The 14,099-nt window shown below is 30.4% G+C and carries 13 protein-coding genes and 1 tRNA gene; 4 read left to right on the plus strand and 10 right to left on the minus strand.

Translation table 11 applies throughout. The annotated features are described in order from the left end of the window. Positions 1 to 218: 218 nt before the first annotated feature. From F0000_RS04135 to F0000_RS04150, 4 genes are all read right to left on the minus strand, one after another. Positions 219 to 668 carry a GNAT family N-acetyltransferase gene (locus F0000_RS04135; RefSeq protein WP_149623441.1) on the minus strand — a complete coding sequence of 150 codons (450 nt, stop codon included), beginning with the start codon at positions 666 to 668 and terminating at the stop codon, positions 219 to 221. A gap of 10 nt (positions 669 to 678) precedes the next feature. Beyond that, positions 679 to 1,110, minus strand: coding sequence for a ribose 5-phosphate isomerase B (rpiB, locus tag F0000_RS04140; RefSeq protein ID WP_149623442.1), 432 nt, complete (start codon positions 1,108 to 1,110; stop codon positions 679 to 681). Positions 1,111 to 1,758: 648 nt separating this feature from the next. After that, complete coding sequence (locus F0000_RS04145; protein ID WP_149623465.1) at positions 1,759 to 1,998, minus strand: DUF2007 domain-containing protein; 240 nt, start codon at positions 1,996 to 1,998, stop codon at positions 1,759 to 1,761. 48 nt (positions 1,999 to 2,046) lie between these two features. Next, on the minus strand, positions 2,047 to 2,226 hold the full coding sequence (locus F0000_RS04150; RefSeq protein ID WP_149623443.1) for a hypothetical protein: 180 nt from the start codon (positions 2,224 to 2,226) through the stop codon (positions 2,047 to 2,049). A gap of 239 nt (positions 2,227 to 2,465) precedes the next feature. Between F0000_RS04150 and rnr the strand changes: the two genes are divergently transcribed. From rnr to F0000_RS04165, 3 genes are all read left to right on the plus strand, one after another. Beyond that, positions 2,466 to 4,667, plus strand: a complete 2,202-nt coding sequence (rnr, locus tag F0000_RS04155; RefSeq protein WP_149623444.1) for a ribonuclease R — start codon at positions 2,466 to 2,468, stop codon at positions 4,665 to 4,667. A gap of 66 nt (positions 4,668 to 4,733) precedes the next feature. Continuing rightward, positions 4,734 to 5,408 (plus strand): head GIN domain-containing protein, encoded by a 675-nt coding sequence (locus F0000_RS04160; protein WP_149623445.1) that lies wholly within the window; start codon positions 4,734 to 4,736, stop codon positions 5,406 to 5,408. 40 nt (positions 5,409 to 5,448) lie between these two features. Further along, positions 5,449 to 6,144 carry a LysE family translocator gene (locus tag F0000_RS04165; RefSeq protein ID WP_149623446.1) on the plus strand — a complete coding sequence of 232 codons (696 nt, stop codon included), beginning with the start codon at positions 5,449 to 5,451 and terminating at the stop codon, positions 6,142 to 6,144. 32 nt (positions 6,145 to 6,176) lie between these two features. On the opposite strand, the gene F0000_RS04170 is transcribed toward F0000_RS04165, so the two are convergent. Next, a tRNA-Cys gene (locus tag F0000_RS04170) sits at positions 6,177 to 6,247 on the minus strand. A 143-nt stretch (positions 6,248 to 6,390) separates the two neighbouring features. Then, positions 6,391 to 6,747: a dihydroneopterin aldolase gene (folB, locus tag F0000_RS04175; protein WP_149623466.1), complete on the minus strand. Its 357-nt coding sequence runs from the start codon at positions 6,745 to 6,747 to the stop codon at positions 6,391 to 6,393. A gap of 152 nt (positions 6,748 to 6,899) precedes the next feature. On the opposite strand from folB, the gene F0000_RS04180 reads away from it, so the two are divergent. Continuing rightward, positions 6,900 to 8,948, plus strand: a complete 2,049-nt coding sequence (locus F0000_RS04180; protein ID WP_149623447.1) for a glutamine--tRNA ligase/YqeY domain fusion protein — start codon at positions 6,900 to 6,902, stop codon at positions 8,946 to 8,948. A 199-nt stretch (positions 8,949 to 9,147) separates the two neighbouring features. On the opposite strand, the gene F0000_RS04185 is transcribed toward F0000_RS04180, so the two are convergent. The 4 genes from F0000_RS04185 to F0000_RS04200 all read right to left on the minus strand — a co-directional run bounded on the left by F0000_RS04185 (position 9,148) and on the right by F0000_RS04200 (position 14,011). Continuing rightward, complete coding sequence (locus F0000_RS04185) at positions 9,148 to 9,657, minus strand: hypothetical protein (protein ID WP_149623448.1); 510 nt, start codon at positions 9,655 to 9,657, stop codon at positions 9,148 to 9,150. A gap of 296 nt (positions 9,658 to 9,953) precedes the next feature. Next, positions 9,954 to 10,898: an SPFH domain-containing protein gene (locus F0000_RS04190; RefSeq protein ID WP_149623449.1), complete on the minus strand. Its 945-nt coding sequence runs from the start codon at positions 10,896 to 10,898 to the stop codon at positions 9,954 to 9,956. 450 nt (positions 10,899 to 11,348) lie between these two features. Continuing rightward, complete coding sequence (gltX, locus tag F0000_RS04195) at positions 11,349 to 12,860, minus strand: glutamate--tRNA ligase (RefSeq protein WP_149623450.1); 1,512 nt, start codon at positions 12,858 to 12,860, stop codon at positions 11,349 to 11,351. A 110-nt stretch (positions 12,861 to 12,970) separates the two neighbouring features. Beyond that, complete coding sequence (locus F0000_RS04200) at positions 12,971 to 14,011, minus strand: alkane 1-monooxygenase (RefSeq protein ID WP_149623451.1); 1,041 nt, start codon at positions 14,009 to 14,011, stop codon at positions 12,971 to 12,973. Between the last annotated feature and the right edge of the window lie 88 nt (positions 14,012 to 14,099).

The raw sequence follows: 14,099 nt of genomic DNA on the forward strand, positions 1-14,099 counted from the left end.
TGATTATCACATTTGTAAATTACGTGACTTTGCTTCTTATATTTGCTCATAGTACAAATATAAGGCACAGCCAACAGAACATTACCACCAGCTAAGCAGGTGGTTTTTTAAAGAGAAATAAAATCGCAAACATATATTCCCCTATTGAGAGGGGTTAGGGGGGTGTTTTATGAAATAGCAAACAAACAAAAGTATAAGAAAGAAATCTATTACAAGTTTTATGATTTTATCATGCCAATATGTGGGATTCCATCTTCCAGATACTCCTTACCTGTCTGCTTAAAACCGTGTTTTTCATAAAAATTTATGAGATAACATTGTGCAGATATTTTTATTTCCTGTACTTCAAAAAGCTCATGGATTGTTTTTATACTTTTTTCTATAAGCAAGTGCCCATAACCATATTTTCGTTCTTTTTCTGATATTACAACTCTCCCAATACTTGCATTTTCTAAATAATCACCTGCTCTGAATATCCTTGTATAAGCCACTACTTCATCATTTTTAATACCAATTATATGAAGTGCTATCTGATCTTTATTATCGATATCCTGATATACACAGTCTTGTTCTACAACAAATACTTCAGCTCGTAGACGTAAAATTTTGTATAATTCTGTAGTAGATAATTCTTCAAATTTTTTGACTTCAAAATGTAGTAAACTCATTTATAAATTGTTAACACATAGTAATTTTATTAACTCTATTTTGATGTCTTCCACCTTCAAATTCTGTAGCTAAAAAAGTTTTTACCATTTCGATTGCTTGGGGTAATGATGTAAAACGAGCAGGAATGCTTATTACATTGGCATTATTATGCTGTCTTGTTAATTCTGTTATTTCTTTTGTCCAGCATAAACCTGCTCGGACATTTTTATATTTATTTGCTGTCATAGAAACACCATTTCCGCTACCACATATTAATATTCCAAAATCAACATTCTCTGTATCGACATCTTTTGCAACAGGATGTACAAAATCTGGATAATCAACACTACTTTCTTCATTAGTTCCATAGTTGATTACCTCTATACCTTGTAATTCGAGATATTCAACAATAGCAAATTTATAGTCAGTCCCTGCGTGATCATTTCCAATAGCTATTTTCACAATGTTTACTTTTTAAAAAATTATTTATTATTAAAATTAAAAAACAAAGATACTTCAATCGATATAATTCTTCTATTTACTTTATATCATTTCTGATTTTAAAACAAGAAATAATATTATAGATCAATATATCTAGTAAAAACACTAAACAAAGGAATTTCAATATATTAACCTAATGTTACGTCAATGTTAATAAGTGTATGATACCTGTTAACATAGCATGTGAATAAATAGTTTTTAAAATTGAAAAAGTTTTTTTGGTAATCTTACTTTTTATTAGAATACATGGACTTTAATCAAATATCAAAATTATAAAGTATGTTTTTTTAGATAAGTTTTTAAACATTAAATCCATGTTATTAACTACGGTTTTACCATAAAAATATTAATAAAAAACTGTGTTTATAAACTATTAACAACTGTTAATTAAAATTCATTTTTGTAACGTTTTCAAGCCATTATACTATTAATATCCTGTTCATATTTTTATGAAAATTCGATCTAACTTAATAACCAAATAATAATAGAGAAAGTTTTACCGCTATCAACACTATATAATCATCACTATTTTATTTTTTAAATTTAAAGAAAAGAAAGATATATATATAATATATGTTGAAAACTATAGATAGCTATGAAATTTTAGAATTATACTATTCTTAGATGAGAATTTGTATTGAGTTCATCTATGATCTGTTGTACTTTTTTAATATCTTTTTTGTGTATTTTCAGGTGAATACCTCCGAGCGCATTAGAGTAAAAAGGGAAGACTCCAACCATCGTTTCATTCTCAAAAAAATAAGATATACCTTCTCTTTCTAAAAGAAGTCGTAATATTGCATATTCGTTTGGATATGTAAAAGTTGCAATTGTAATAAAATCCTTCATAGAGTAAGCCATATAATAGATCGGTTAAATATACAAATTACAAAAAAACTAATTAATTTGTGTAGCTTCACGATCAGAACGTATCGGGCTGTTTATTTCTGATTGTTTTTGAATCTCAGTTTTCTTATCTATAGTATTTCCTATATAAAGTGTAAAAGAGTATATTCCTAATAGAAATATTAAAACAAAAAGAAATATAATTTTATGGATTTTCTTTAACTTATTCATAGCAGACTCTTTACCAAACGAATAAAAAATAATTTTGGTATTTTAAAATTAAGTAAAATTTAAGAAAAATACCATACTTTGTTTAAAATATATATATGTAAAACTCTGATTTACAGATGTTATATTTTTTTAAGAATAAACAATTATAAAATAAATATTTAGTGAAAGTTTATATGTAAAACTGTATATGTTAGAAGATAAGCTGTAATTTTATATCTTATATTATTTAAAAGACATTAATGAAAAGAAAAAGTAGTAGAAGAAAGAAGAAGTCTCCAAGAATTGAAAATATTACACAAGGAATACTCAAAATACTTAAATCAGACCCCAATAATTCATTTAATTATAAGCAGCTAGCTGCAAAATTTGGTGTGGATGATGCGAGCAGTCGTAATCAGATCATCAAAAAATTAGCACAATTAGCAGCCAAGAAAGAAATTGAGGAAACTGATAGAGGTAAATTTAAAATAATACCTAATATTAATACCTATACTGGAATATTAGAAATAACATCCAAAGGAACAGGCTATGTTCTTGTAGAAGATCTAGAAGACGATATTTTTATACCAGGGAATAATCTTAATAAAGCATTGCATGGCGATGAAGTTGAAGTTTATATTTATAAACGAAAACGAAGAGGCAAAAGTGAAGGAGAAATCTCCAGAATTATCTCTAGAAAAAGAAATGAATTTGTTGGAGTTATTGAGATTCAGAAGAAGTATGCTTTTGTAAATATGCAAGATAGCAAAATGTATACTGATATTTTTGTACCTAAAAACAAAATAAAAGATGCAGAAGATGGTGATAAAGTACTGGTAAAACTAGAAGATTGGCCAGAAAAAGCTGATTCACCTTTTGGGAACATAGTAAAAGTTTTGGGTAAACCGGGAGACCATAATACAGAAATTCACGCCATTTTAGCACAATATGGGCTACCTTACGAATTTCCGTCAGAAGTGGAAGATTTTGCTAATACACTAGATACATCTATCCAGGAGTCAGAGATCAAAAAACGTAGAGATATGCGTAAAACACTTACATTTACTATTGATCCCAAGGATGCTAAAGATTTTGATGATGCATTATCATTTGAAGTTTTGGAGAATGGCAATTATGAAATAGGAATTCATATAGCAGATGTTTCACATTATGTAGTGCCAGGAACTATATTAGATGATGAAGCCTATGAAAGAGCTACTTCAGTGTATCTCGTGGATAGAGTTGTACCTATGCTTCCTGAGGTGTTATCTAATAATGCCTGTTCATTAAGACCTCACGAAGAAAAGTACACTTTTTCTGCAGTTTTTGAACTAAATGATAAAACAGAAATTAAAAATCAATGGTTTGGTAGAACAGTAACCTATTCTGATGCTCGTTTTGCATATGAAGAAGCACAGCATATTATAGAAACTAAAGCTGATACTATTCCTGCAGAAATTTCTCTCACTGGAAATTCGTATAAAACAGACCATAATATCGCTGAGGCAATTCTCAAATTAGATGATTTGGCAAAAATTATGCGAGCCAGGCGGATGAGAGAAGGAGCAATCTCTTTTGATAAAGTAGAAGTGAAGTTTAGTTTAAATGAAGATAACAGTCCTGTAGGAGTGTTTTTTAAGACTTCTAAAGACGCTAATAAGTTGATAGAAGAGTTTATGTTACTTGCTAATAGAAAAGTTGCAGAATTCATAGGAAAACAAAACCCTAAGAAACCCTTTATTTATAGAGTTCATGATGAGCCAAATGATGAGAAACTTGCTGCATTACAGAATATAATAGGAAGGTTTGGGTATAAATTAGATTTAAGAGATCGCAAAACAACAACGAATTCATTAAATGGTCTATTAAAAGATGTTCAGGGTAAAAAAGAACAAAATCTGGTAGATACATTGGCAATTCGTAGTATGAGTAAAGCAGAATATACAACACATAATATCGGACATTACGGATTAGCTTTTGAGTATTATTCACATTTCACATCGCCTATCAGACGATATCCAGACGTTATGGCACACCGTTTGCTACAACACTATTTGGATTCGGGAAAACCTGTATCAGAACAAGAGTATGAAGAAAAATGTAATCATAGTAGTTCTATGGAAGGCATAGCAGCTAGCGCAGAGAGAGATTCTATAAAATTTATGCAGATAAAGTTTATGAAGGATCATGAAGATGAGCAGTTTTTAGGAGTAATTTCTGGGGTAACAGAATGGGGTATCTATGTAGAAATAATAAATAATAAATGTGAAGGAATGGTAAGGCTTAAAGATATCAGTGACGACCATTATATTTTTGATCAGGATACATATTCAGTAATTGGACAAAATTCTAAAAAAGTGTATCAGCTCGGTGATGAAGTATATGTAAAAGTCAAAAATGCGGATCTTGTAAAAAGACATCTGGATTTTACTTTATTAGGAAACAAAGAAGAGATAGAATAATCACTTATTTTAATAATTAATCACAAATAAATCTTGTTAAATTTAAAATTTTAAAATTCAAAAGCAATGAAAAAATTAGCTATTGTACTACTAATATGTATGGCTTCTATAATACAAGCTCAAGATGTAGTCACTAAAAATGTGGGAGATTTTACGGAACTTAAGGTTTTTGATAAAATAGAAGTAAAACTTCTTAAAGGATCAGAAAATAAAGTAGAAATATCAGGAATTAACAGAAAGGATGTTGATGTAGTTACCAAAGAAAATATTTTAAAAATAAAAATGTCTTTAAGTAATACCTGGGATAATAATAACACCTTAGTTACGGTGTATTACACTGAACTTTCTAAAATTGATGTCAATGAAGGAGCTGTTGTAAAATTAAAAGGTATTCTTACATCTGATGAATTAGATTTAAGAGCTCAGGAAGGTGGAGATATTTATGCAGAAATAAAGACGAATGTACTTCTTGCAAGAGCCGTTAGCGGAGGAGGATTGCATATAGAGGGAGACGCAAAAGAACAAGAAGTAACGGTAAAAGCTGGAGGTCAATACATGGCAAAGGATCTTAAAACTGTACAGACACAAGTTAAAATCAGTGCAGGAGGAAGAGCAAATGTAAATGCAAGTGACTATGTAAAGGCTAATACGGCTGCGGGTGGAACTATCAGAATTTATGGTAAGCCAAAACAAATTGATAGTAAAAAAGTATTTGGTGGTAAAATAATAGAGGTTAACTAAGTAGTATTTTTTAAATTTGTAAGAAATACGCTTTTGTTATATGATTCAGGATGCTCAGGTCGCGATACCTTTAGGCTTTTTATTAGCCTTTTTAATAGGCCCTGTGTTTTTTGTATTATTAGAAACAGCTGCTATCAAAGGATTTAGAGCTGCATTAGCAGTGGATCTAGGAGTAATTCTTGCAGATATAGCATTTATCTTAATAGCATATTTTAGTACAAATCAGATTTTAGAAAAAATAAAAGATGATCCGGCATTATTCATTTTTGGAGGAATGTTATTGACTACGTATGGAATCATTTCTTTTATTAAAGAGAAAAAAAACTATCATAAATTAAGAGATACTTCTGTTGAGATAATTAATAAACACAATTATTTTGTATTATTTTTTAAAGGTTTTTTACTTAATTTTATAAACATTGGAGTTCTGGGGTTTTGGATTGGCGTGATCGTCGTTGCAGGACCACAAATGGATATGAATGAGAATCGAATCATTATTTTTTTTACCATGGTTCTTGGTACATATCTTAGTACAGATATTTTTAAAATGTTATTAGCAAAAAGACTTAAAAGAAAACTTACACCAAAACGTACTTATATAATTAAAAGATGGATAGGTATTATTATGATAATTTTTGGTGGTTTTCTTATTATTAAGGGAATTTTACCTGAAAATGTAGAAAAAAAACTTCAAGATAAGATAGAAAAAATAACTCCGGAATCTGGATTTAAATAAAAAAACCTGTAATTTTTTTACAGGTTTTTTTGAGGTGTCGAGCGGATTCGAACCGCTGTAGATGGTGTTGCAGACCACTGCCTAGCCACTCGGCCACGACACCCTAATAAAATTATCTGGACAAATGTAAAAAAAAATATGAAATAAGCACCATAATTAGAGTTATAAGATGCAAATGATTTTTATATATTTTATTAAATCATTGAAAAACAAAATAGTAAAAAATTATGAAATTTAGTAAGATATTTATCTTTTCTTACTTCTTGTGATTGTTACCATTTCTACATTTCCTCCAATTGGAGGATTAATTTTAGAAACATCAATAATCACCTTATCAACGAGTGGTAGTTCTAATAGTATACGATTTAAAATTCGTTCGGCAGCATGTTCCAACAGTTTAGAACGAATAGCCATTTCTTCTTTAACAATATGATTGAGATGGACATAATCAATAGTATCACTCAGGTTATCAGTTGTTGCGGATCTGGTAAGATTTGCATGTACTTTTAGGTCTATTCTATAATCAGAACCTATCTTTTTTTCTTCTACAAGACATCCGTGATAAGCATATATCTTGATATTTTTTAATTTAATTAATCCCACAAATTTTTTCACAAAGATACTAAGAATGTTTAGTTAGCCTATACTCAAAAATTGATGTTTTATTAAAGACGTATATAATAGCAGAATAGATTTTATATAATTATTATGAGCGGTTAGAAATAATAGGTAGTTTTGTGTTTTATTTTTTACCAATGACAGAAGAAAAGAAATCACTCAATTTTATTGAGCATATTATAGAAGAAGATTTAAAAAATGGAATGGATTCTAACGAATTACGTTTTCGTTTTCCACCAGAACCGAATGGATATTTGCATATTGGTCATACCAAGGCAATTGGTATAAGTTTTGGTTTAGGACTTACCTATAATGCCCCCGTAAATTTACGTTTTGACGATACCAATCCCGCCAAAGAAGAGCAAGAATATGTAGATGCTATCAAAGATGATATTTTGTGGTTAGGTTATCAGTGGGATAAAGAGTGTTATTCATCTGACTATTTTCAGCAATTATATGACTGGACAATACAATTAATAAAAGATGGAAAGGCTTATGTAGATACACAAACCTCTGAGGAGATAGCCATACAAAAAGGTACCACGACAGAAGAAGGAATTAATAGTCCATATAGAAATAGATCTGTCAAAGAAAATTTAGGATTGTTTCAAAGAATGAAAGAAGGAGAATTTGAGGAAGGTACCTGTGTTTTGAGAGCTAAAATAGATATGGCCGACCCCAATATGCTAATGAGAGATCCTCTGATGTATAGAATACTAAAAAAAACACATCATAGAACGGGTGATCAATGGTGTATTTATCCTATGTATGATTGGACGCACGGAGAAAGTGATTATATAGAAGGAATTTCGCATTCATTATGTTCATTAGAATTCAAACCGCATCGAAAGCTATATGATTGGTTTTTGGATCAGATATACAGTGATGATGGGATTCGACCAAAACAGAGAGAGTTTGCACGTTTGAACTTGAGTTATACTATCATGAGCAAACGTAAGTTACTAAAATTGGTTGAAGAAGGTGTTGTCAAAGGATGGAATGATCCTAGAATGCCTACAATTTCGGGATTAAGAAGGAGAGGATATACACCAACATCGATTCGTAAATTTGTAGAAACAGTCGGTGTCGCAAAAAGAGAAAATATCATTGATGTTTCTCTATTAGAATTCTGTGTACGTGAAGATCTTAATAAAACGGCATCGAGGGTTATGGCAGTTTTGGATCCGGTTAAATTAGTAATTACCAATTATCCAATAGAAAAAGATGAATGGTTAGATGCAGAAAACAATCCTGAAGATACAGGAGCAGGATCCAGAAAAGTTCCTTTTTCCGGTGAGTTATATATAGAACGGGAAGATTTTAAAGAAGAAGCTGGTAATAAATATTTTAGATTAACTTTAGGTAAAGAAGTTCGTCTTAAAAATGCTTATATTATCAAAGGTGAAAAAGTACTAAAAGATGCCGCTGGAACAGTTACTGAGATTCATTGTACGTATGATCCTAAAAGTAGGTCGGGTAGTGGCTCAGAAGAGTCTAAACGTAATGTAAAAGGGACGTTACATTGGGTATCTGTAAAACATGCTATTTCTGCGGAAATAAGAATGTATGATCGATTGTTTAATGATGAATCACCAGACGGTCAAAAAGATAAAGATTTTATGGAATTTGTGAATCCGGATTCTTTAAAAGTGATTACAGGTTTTGTAGAACCAAGTCTTGAGAACTCTAATGTTTTGGATCAATTTCAATTTCAGAGATTGGGATATTTTAATGTAGATAGTGATAGTAAAAAGGATGCTTTGGTATTTAATAAAACGGTAGGTTTACGAGATACCTGGGGCAAAGTAAAACCAGCAGATACTAAACAAGAAGTAAAGTCTACACCACAACAGAATCAACAAAAAGAGATACCTGCAATCGAAGAAGTAAAGAGAGCAGGGAAGAAGTATACCAATTTACCAGAAAATAAAAGAGAAGCTCTTAAAATTAAAATTATAGATGCTGCCAAAAAGGTAGATATTGAAGAATTGATTCCGTTATACGGAACTGCTGCCAAAAAAGTAGGCACAAGAATTGCTGTAACTATAGCATTGGGAGTAGTATTAGAAAATAAAAACCTTATTCCTGATGAGTCGGCAAAAGAATTTATTCTTAAGGGTAAAGAAGATGCTCATGAATTACTTAAATCAGAGGCTGAACATATTGCGACTAAATTTGAATTATAATATATTAATATAATGTACTAAAAAAGGTTTCCAATCGGAAACCTTTTTTAGTACTGTCATAAAATAAGAGATACTATATCCAATTCCTTAATTTTCTTTTAAAGTAAATTTACTTCGAAGCATTTAAATCTCTATAATTGAGTAAAAACGGAATAGTACAAATACGAATGGGTATTATTAGATCAGAAATGATAGTATATTAATTATTAGCGATTTGTTCATCTTCAGGAATCTTAATTTCTGTTTTAAAATCAGAAAATAATTTTTTGGTTTCCGGATCGTTTAATAATTTATTAGATTCGATAAAATACCATTGTTGTTTTTTCTTATCATAAAATCCAAATAATGAACTTTTTAGGGTAATGGGTCTTCCATTAAAATCCATTTTTATGGTATTTTTGACGAGGGAACGATACTCTTTTTTTTCTTTTCTTATTTCAGAAACTTCATCGATTTCAGAACTAACTATTTTTATTTTCTGAGCGGACATGGTTTTATAAACCTGTTCTATTATTTCTTTTACCTCTGTTTGTCCATATTTTTGGATAATTTTAGGATGTGTGTATTTTATAATTGTAGTAGCATCTTTTTTTATGGAAGCATTAGAAACGGCTTTGGCATCTCTTAATGCGAATTTTTTTAATTCATTAATATTTTGAGAGTGTAAACTACTAGAAATTAAAAATAATATTAGTAGATAATTTTTCATGGTATTGTTTTTTGTTAAAAGTAATTTTTCTGAGGTAATCAATTAATGTTATTATTTTTAGTTTTTCATCAATTTTATTTATAAAAAAACGGTTCGTATAAATAGATTTAAGAGCATATAAAAATAAATGAATGTTAGATTAGTATCTATAGTATGAACGAAGCTTAAATGATCTTATTTTTTATTTTTGGAATAATCTTACAATCTTATAAGTATATCTTTTTTTTGGCACAAAAATATGAAAACCCTATCAAATTTTTTGATAGGGTTTATTATATTTTGTTGTAATTTGAAGATTAATCACTAGTTTTTTTTCCTCCCAATCCTTTTTTAGCGTTTTGTTTTTTCATTTCTTCTCCAATTTGATTAGATGCGGTAAAAGAAGCAATCATATTATTTAACATATCACTTCCTGCTTGTGGAGAGTTTGGTAACAATATCAAATTACTATTGGTTTCTTCACCAATGGATTGTAATGTATCATAATGTTGTGTTACCACAATAAGGGCAGAAGCTTCCTGAGAATTAATACCTACATTGTTTAATACATCTACACTTTCTTCTAATCCTCTTGCAATTTCTCTACGTTGATCAGCAATACCTTGTCCTTGTAATCTTTTACTTTCAGCTTCGGCACGCGCTTTGGCAACAATTTTGATACGTTCAGCTTCGGCTTCATATTCTGCTGCTACCTTTTCACGTTCTGCTGCATTGATTCTGTTCATTGCTTCTTTTACTTGCATATCCGGATCAATATCAGTTACCAATGTCTTAATGATATCATATCCATAATTGACCATAGCCTCATTTAATTCTTGTTTTACAGCAATAGCGATATCATCTTTTCTTTCAAAAACATCATCCAATTTCATTTTAGGAACCTCTGCGCGAACTACATCAAATACGTAGGATGTAATCTGATCGTGTGGATTTTCTAGTTTATAAAAAGCGTCATACACTTTTTCTTTTATTACTTGAAATTGAACTGAAATTTTTAAACGAACAAATACATCATCTTTCGTTTTTGTTTCTACCAAAACATCGAGTTGTTGAATTTTTAAGTTTATACGTCCGGCGATACGATCAAAAACCGGTATTTTAAAATGTAAGCCCGAATTTCTGATACTTAAGAACTTTCCAAATCGTTCTACAATTGCAGATGTTTGCTGTTTTACTGTAAAAATTCCTGAGATAAGAATTATAAAACTTAGTATTATGAGTGGTATAAGATATAGTCCCATCGTTTTTTATATTAAATGTTAATGACACATTGAATTTACTAATTAATTGTAAATCATTGCGTTTTATTTAGGAATAGTTATCCCGGTAAGGTATACTTTTGTCAAATTAATAAATAGCAACAATTTACTCGATAATCGAGATTTAAATGCTACGAGGCTTGCCTCGAAATAAAAATGTCTTTTTCAATAAATGCCTCGTAGGCTTACACCGAGGTAGTTTACCAGCCTTTTTTGAAGAGATTTTTGATATGTCTTCAACGCTTTTTAAGTCTTTCTATTAACCAAAATACTACTACTTTTACATCCTTATATTATTTTTATACTGCTGGCAAATTAGTTAAGTATACTTTATAAGTATACAATCTTTAATAAATGTTACAATTTATTAAAAATAAAATCCACTATCATGAGTACGATAGTGGATGATAGGTGTAAAAAGGAGTATAGAGATTATAGTTTTTGAATGCAATGTTCTATTCTCGTTATGGTTTCGTCTTTGCCGATCACTGACATAATCTGAAATAAATCAGGTCCTTGTAAAGATCCTATTAGTGAAATACGCAAAGGCATCATAATTTTACCAAAACTAATTTCTTTTACAGTAATCCATCCTTTTATAGTCTCTGAAAGAGTCTCTGGAGAAAAATCGCTGATATTTGTAATGATATTGGCAAGTTCATTCATAAGAACCGGTGTATCCTCTTTCCAGGCTTTTTTGGAAGCTTTTGTGTCATAGGTAGAAGGAGCTATAAAAAAGAATGAAGATAAATCCCAAAGATCTCTAAAAAATACAGCACGTTCTTTAATCATTGTTACTACCTGAACCAAGTCTAAGTCTGAATTGATGTTTTTTTCTGTTAATATTTTTTCTAATTGTTCCACGTGTATGGTGGTATCAGTTTTTTGAAAATATTGTTGTTGAAACCATTTGGTTTTTTCGGGATCAAATTTGGCACCAGCTTTATTTACTTTATTAAGGTCAAAAGAAGCTATTAATTCTTCTAGTGAAAATAACTCTTGTTCTGTTCCAGGATTCCATCCTAAAAAAGCTAACATATTGATAACGGCTTCTGGCAAATATTCATCCTCACGATAGCCAGTTGCTATTTCGTTGGTCTTAGGATCTGTCCATTGTAGTGGAAAAACGGGAAAACCCATTTTATCGCCATCTCTTTTACTTAATTTTCCTTTTCCAACAGGTTTGAGAATAAGTGGAAGATGGGCAAATGAAGGAGTTTCCCAATTAAGTGCCTTATATAATAAAACATGCAAAGCCATCGATGGCAGCCATTCTTCTCCACGGATGACATGAGTAATTTTCATTAAATGGTCATCTACAATATTCGCAAGATGATAGGTAGGCATACCATCACTTTTGAATAATATTTTGTCGTCTAGAATATTGGTGTCTATTTTCATATCACCCCTAATTTCATCGGTCAGATGCAAAATTTCATCTTGCGGGCATTTAAAACGGATTACATATTTTTCTCCAGCATTAATTCGTTTTAGAACGTCATCTTCAGAAAGCGATAAGGAATTATTAAGCTTTTGTCTGTTATGCCAATTGTAAATAAAGTTTTTGCCTTTTGCCTCGTGATCCTTTCTATGTTGATCCAGAGATTCTGATGAATCAAAAGCATAATAGGCATATCCATTAACAATCAGTTGGTCTGCATATTGTTTATATAAATCTTTTCTTTCACTCTGTCGATAGGGTCCGTTTCCTTGTTCTTTTCCTGGTCCTTCATCGAATGGAATTTTACACCAGTTTAATGCTTCGATAATATAATTTTCGGCGCCTTCAACATATCTGTTCTGGTCGGTATCTTCTATTCTAAGAACAAAAATTCCATTATGTTTTTTAGCAAATAAATAATTAAATAATGCGGTTCTTACACCGCCAATATGCAAAGGTCCCGTTGGGCTAGGAGCAAATCGTACCCTAATATTTGTTGTCATGATATTATTTTTTATTACCTATAGAGGTTTACAAAGCGATGACAAAGATACAATGTTAAGTAAGTGTTTTGAAATGATTTTATTTAATAAATAGGTAAAAATAAAATGCTTCACTTAGTTTTCATGTTGTTAGGTATTCGCTTGTTCATTATTAAAAACCATATAGGTGGAAATAAAGAGAGTACCATGGATGTAGGATATCCAAATGGTAACTGGGGGCTGTTATGGTGATGATCCAAAAGTTGATATTTTTTAGAAGATCTATAATGATGATCACTATGTCTGGTTAATTCAAATAATAGTATGCGTCCTAACAGATGATTAGAATTCCACGAATGAATTTCATTTACTCTTTCATATCTACCAGAAGAATTTTTCTTTCTCAATAAACCATAATGTTCAATGTAGTTAATGGTTTCTAGTAAAAGAAAACCAACAATACCAGAAAAAATGGCTATTGTTAGTCCTTGAGTACCAAATAAGATTAAGATGGTTAGTAAGTAAGCAGTGCTAATTATAAGATACCAGAACATATCATTTTTTGGAGAAAAGAAAGAAATGCTTTTTTGTTTCAAAAGAGTATGTTGAATTTTCCAGGCACTTATATATTGTCCGATGGTCGATGTAACCCAAAAAGAGTAGACGGGTTGATTGTATTTTGCAGTAGCAGGATCTTCTTGCGTAGCGGCTTTTAGATGGTGACCAAAGTTGTGTTCTATATAAAAATGCATATATAAAGAGGGTAGAAGCAGAGCTTTGGCAATATATCTTTCTTGGGTAAATCGATGACCTAATTCGTGACCTACATTAATACCATTGGCACCTAGAACGATTCCGGTAGAAATGACAATGCCAGCGAGCTCAAAGTTTTTTAGATCAAAAGATGTTACAGTATACAGCGTGAAAATAAGAACAGCATATATAATAGGTAGATTAAGATACAAAAGCCAATCATAAAATCTTTTTTTTCCTTTAGAATTGCGAATCTTTTCATCTAAATTTTCTGTTGATGCAGGTGTAAAAAGTTCAACAATAGGTATAATGCCAAAGACATAAATAGGAGTGATGTACACATAAATATCTCGTAACCATATACTGATAACAGCTATTATTGGTATAGAATAGGCAGATATATATTTTAAATCATTCATACTATCTTATTTTCTAACCGTTTGAATTATAATAAATATAACAAATCTATTTAAAATAATGTTGTAGATTTATTGATTAGTGAAATTT

Origin of the sequence: Aquimarina sp. RZ0 (assembly GCF_008370685.1) — a bacterium.
Taxonomy (GTDB): Bacteria; Bacteroidota; Bacteroidia; order Flavobacteriales; family Flavobacteriaceae; genus Aquimarina.

Excerpts from the sequence above, each read along its gene's own strand:
- F0000_RS04135 (WP_149623441.1), bottom strand. The coding sequence starts at position 668 with ATGAGTTTACTACATTTTGAAGTCAAAAAATTTGAAGAATTATCTACT.
- F0000_RS04145 (WP_149623465.1), bottom strand. The coding sequence starts at position 1,998 with ATGAAGGATTTTATTACAATTGCAACTTTTACATATCCAAACGAATAT.
- F0000_RS04150 (WP_149623443.1), bottom strand. The coding sequence starts at position 2,226 with ATGAATAAGTTAAAGAAAATCCATAAAATTATATTTCTTTTTGTTTTA.
- rnr (WP_149623444.1), top strand. The coding sequence starts at position 2,466 with ATGAAAAGAAAAAGTAGTAGAAGAAAGAAGAAGTCTCCAAGAATTGAA.
- F0000_RS04160 (WP_149623445.1), top strand. The coding sequence starts at position 4,734 with ATGAAAAAATTAGCTATTGTACTACTAATATGTATGGCTTCTATAATA.
- F0000_RS04165 (WP_149623446.1), top strand. The coding sequence starts at position 5,449 with ATGATTCAGGATGCTCAGGTCGCGATACCTTTAGGCTTTTTATTAGCC.
- F0000_RS04180 (WP_149623447.1), top strand. The coding sequence starts at position 6,900 with ATGACAGAAGAAAAGAAATCACTCAATTTTATTGAGCATATTATAGAA.
- F0000_RS04185 (WP_149623448.1), bottom strand. The coding sequence starts at position 9,657 with ATGAAAAATTATCTACTAATATTATTTTTAATTTCTAGTAGTTTACAC.
- F0000_RS04190 (WP_149623449.1), bottom strand. The coding sequence starts at position 10,898 with ATGGGACTATATCTTATACCACTCATAATACTAAGTTTTATAATTCTT.
- gltX (WP_149623450.1), bottom strand. The coding sequence starts at position 12,860 with ATGACAACAAATATTAGGGTACGATTTGCTCCTAGCCCAACGGGACCT.
- F0000_RS04200 (WP_149623451.1), bottom strand. The coding sequence starts at position 14,011 with ATGAATGATTTAAAATATATATCTGCCTATTCTATACCAATAATAGCT.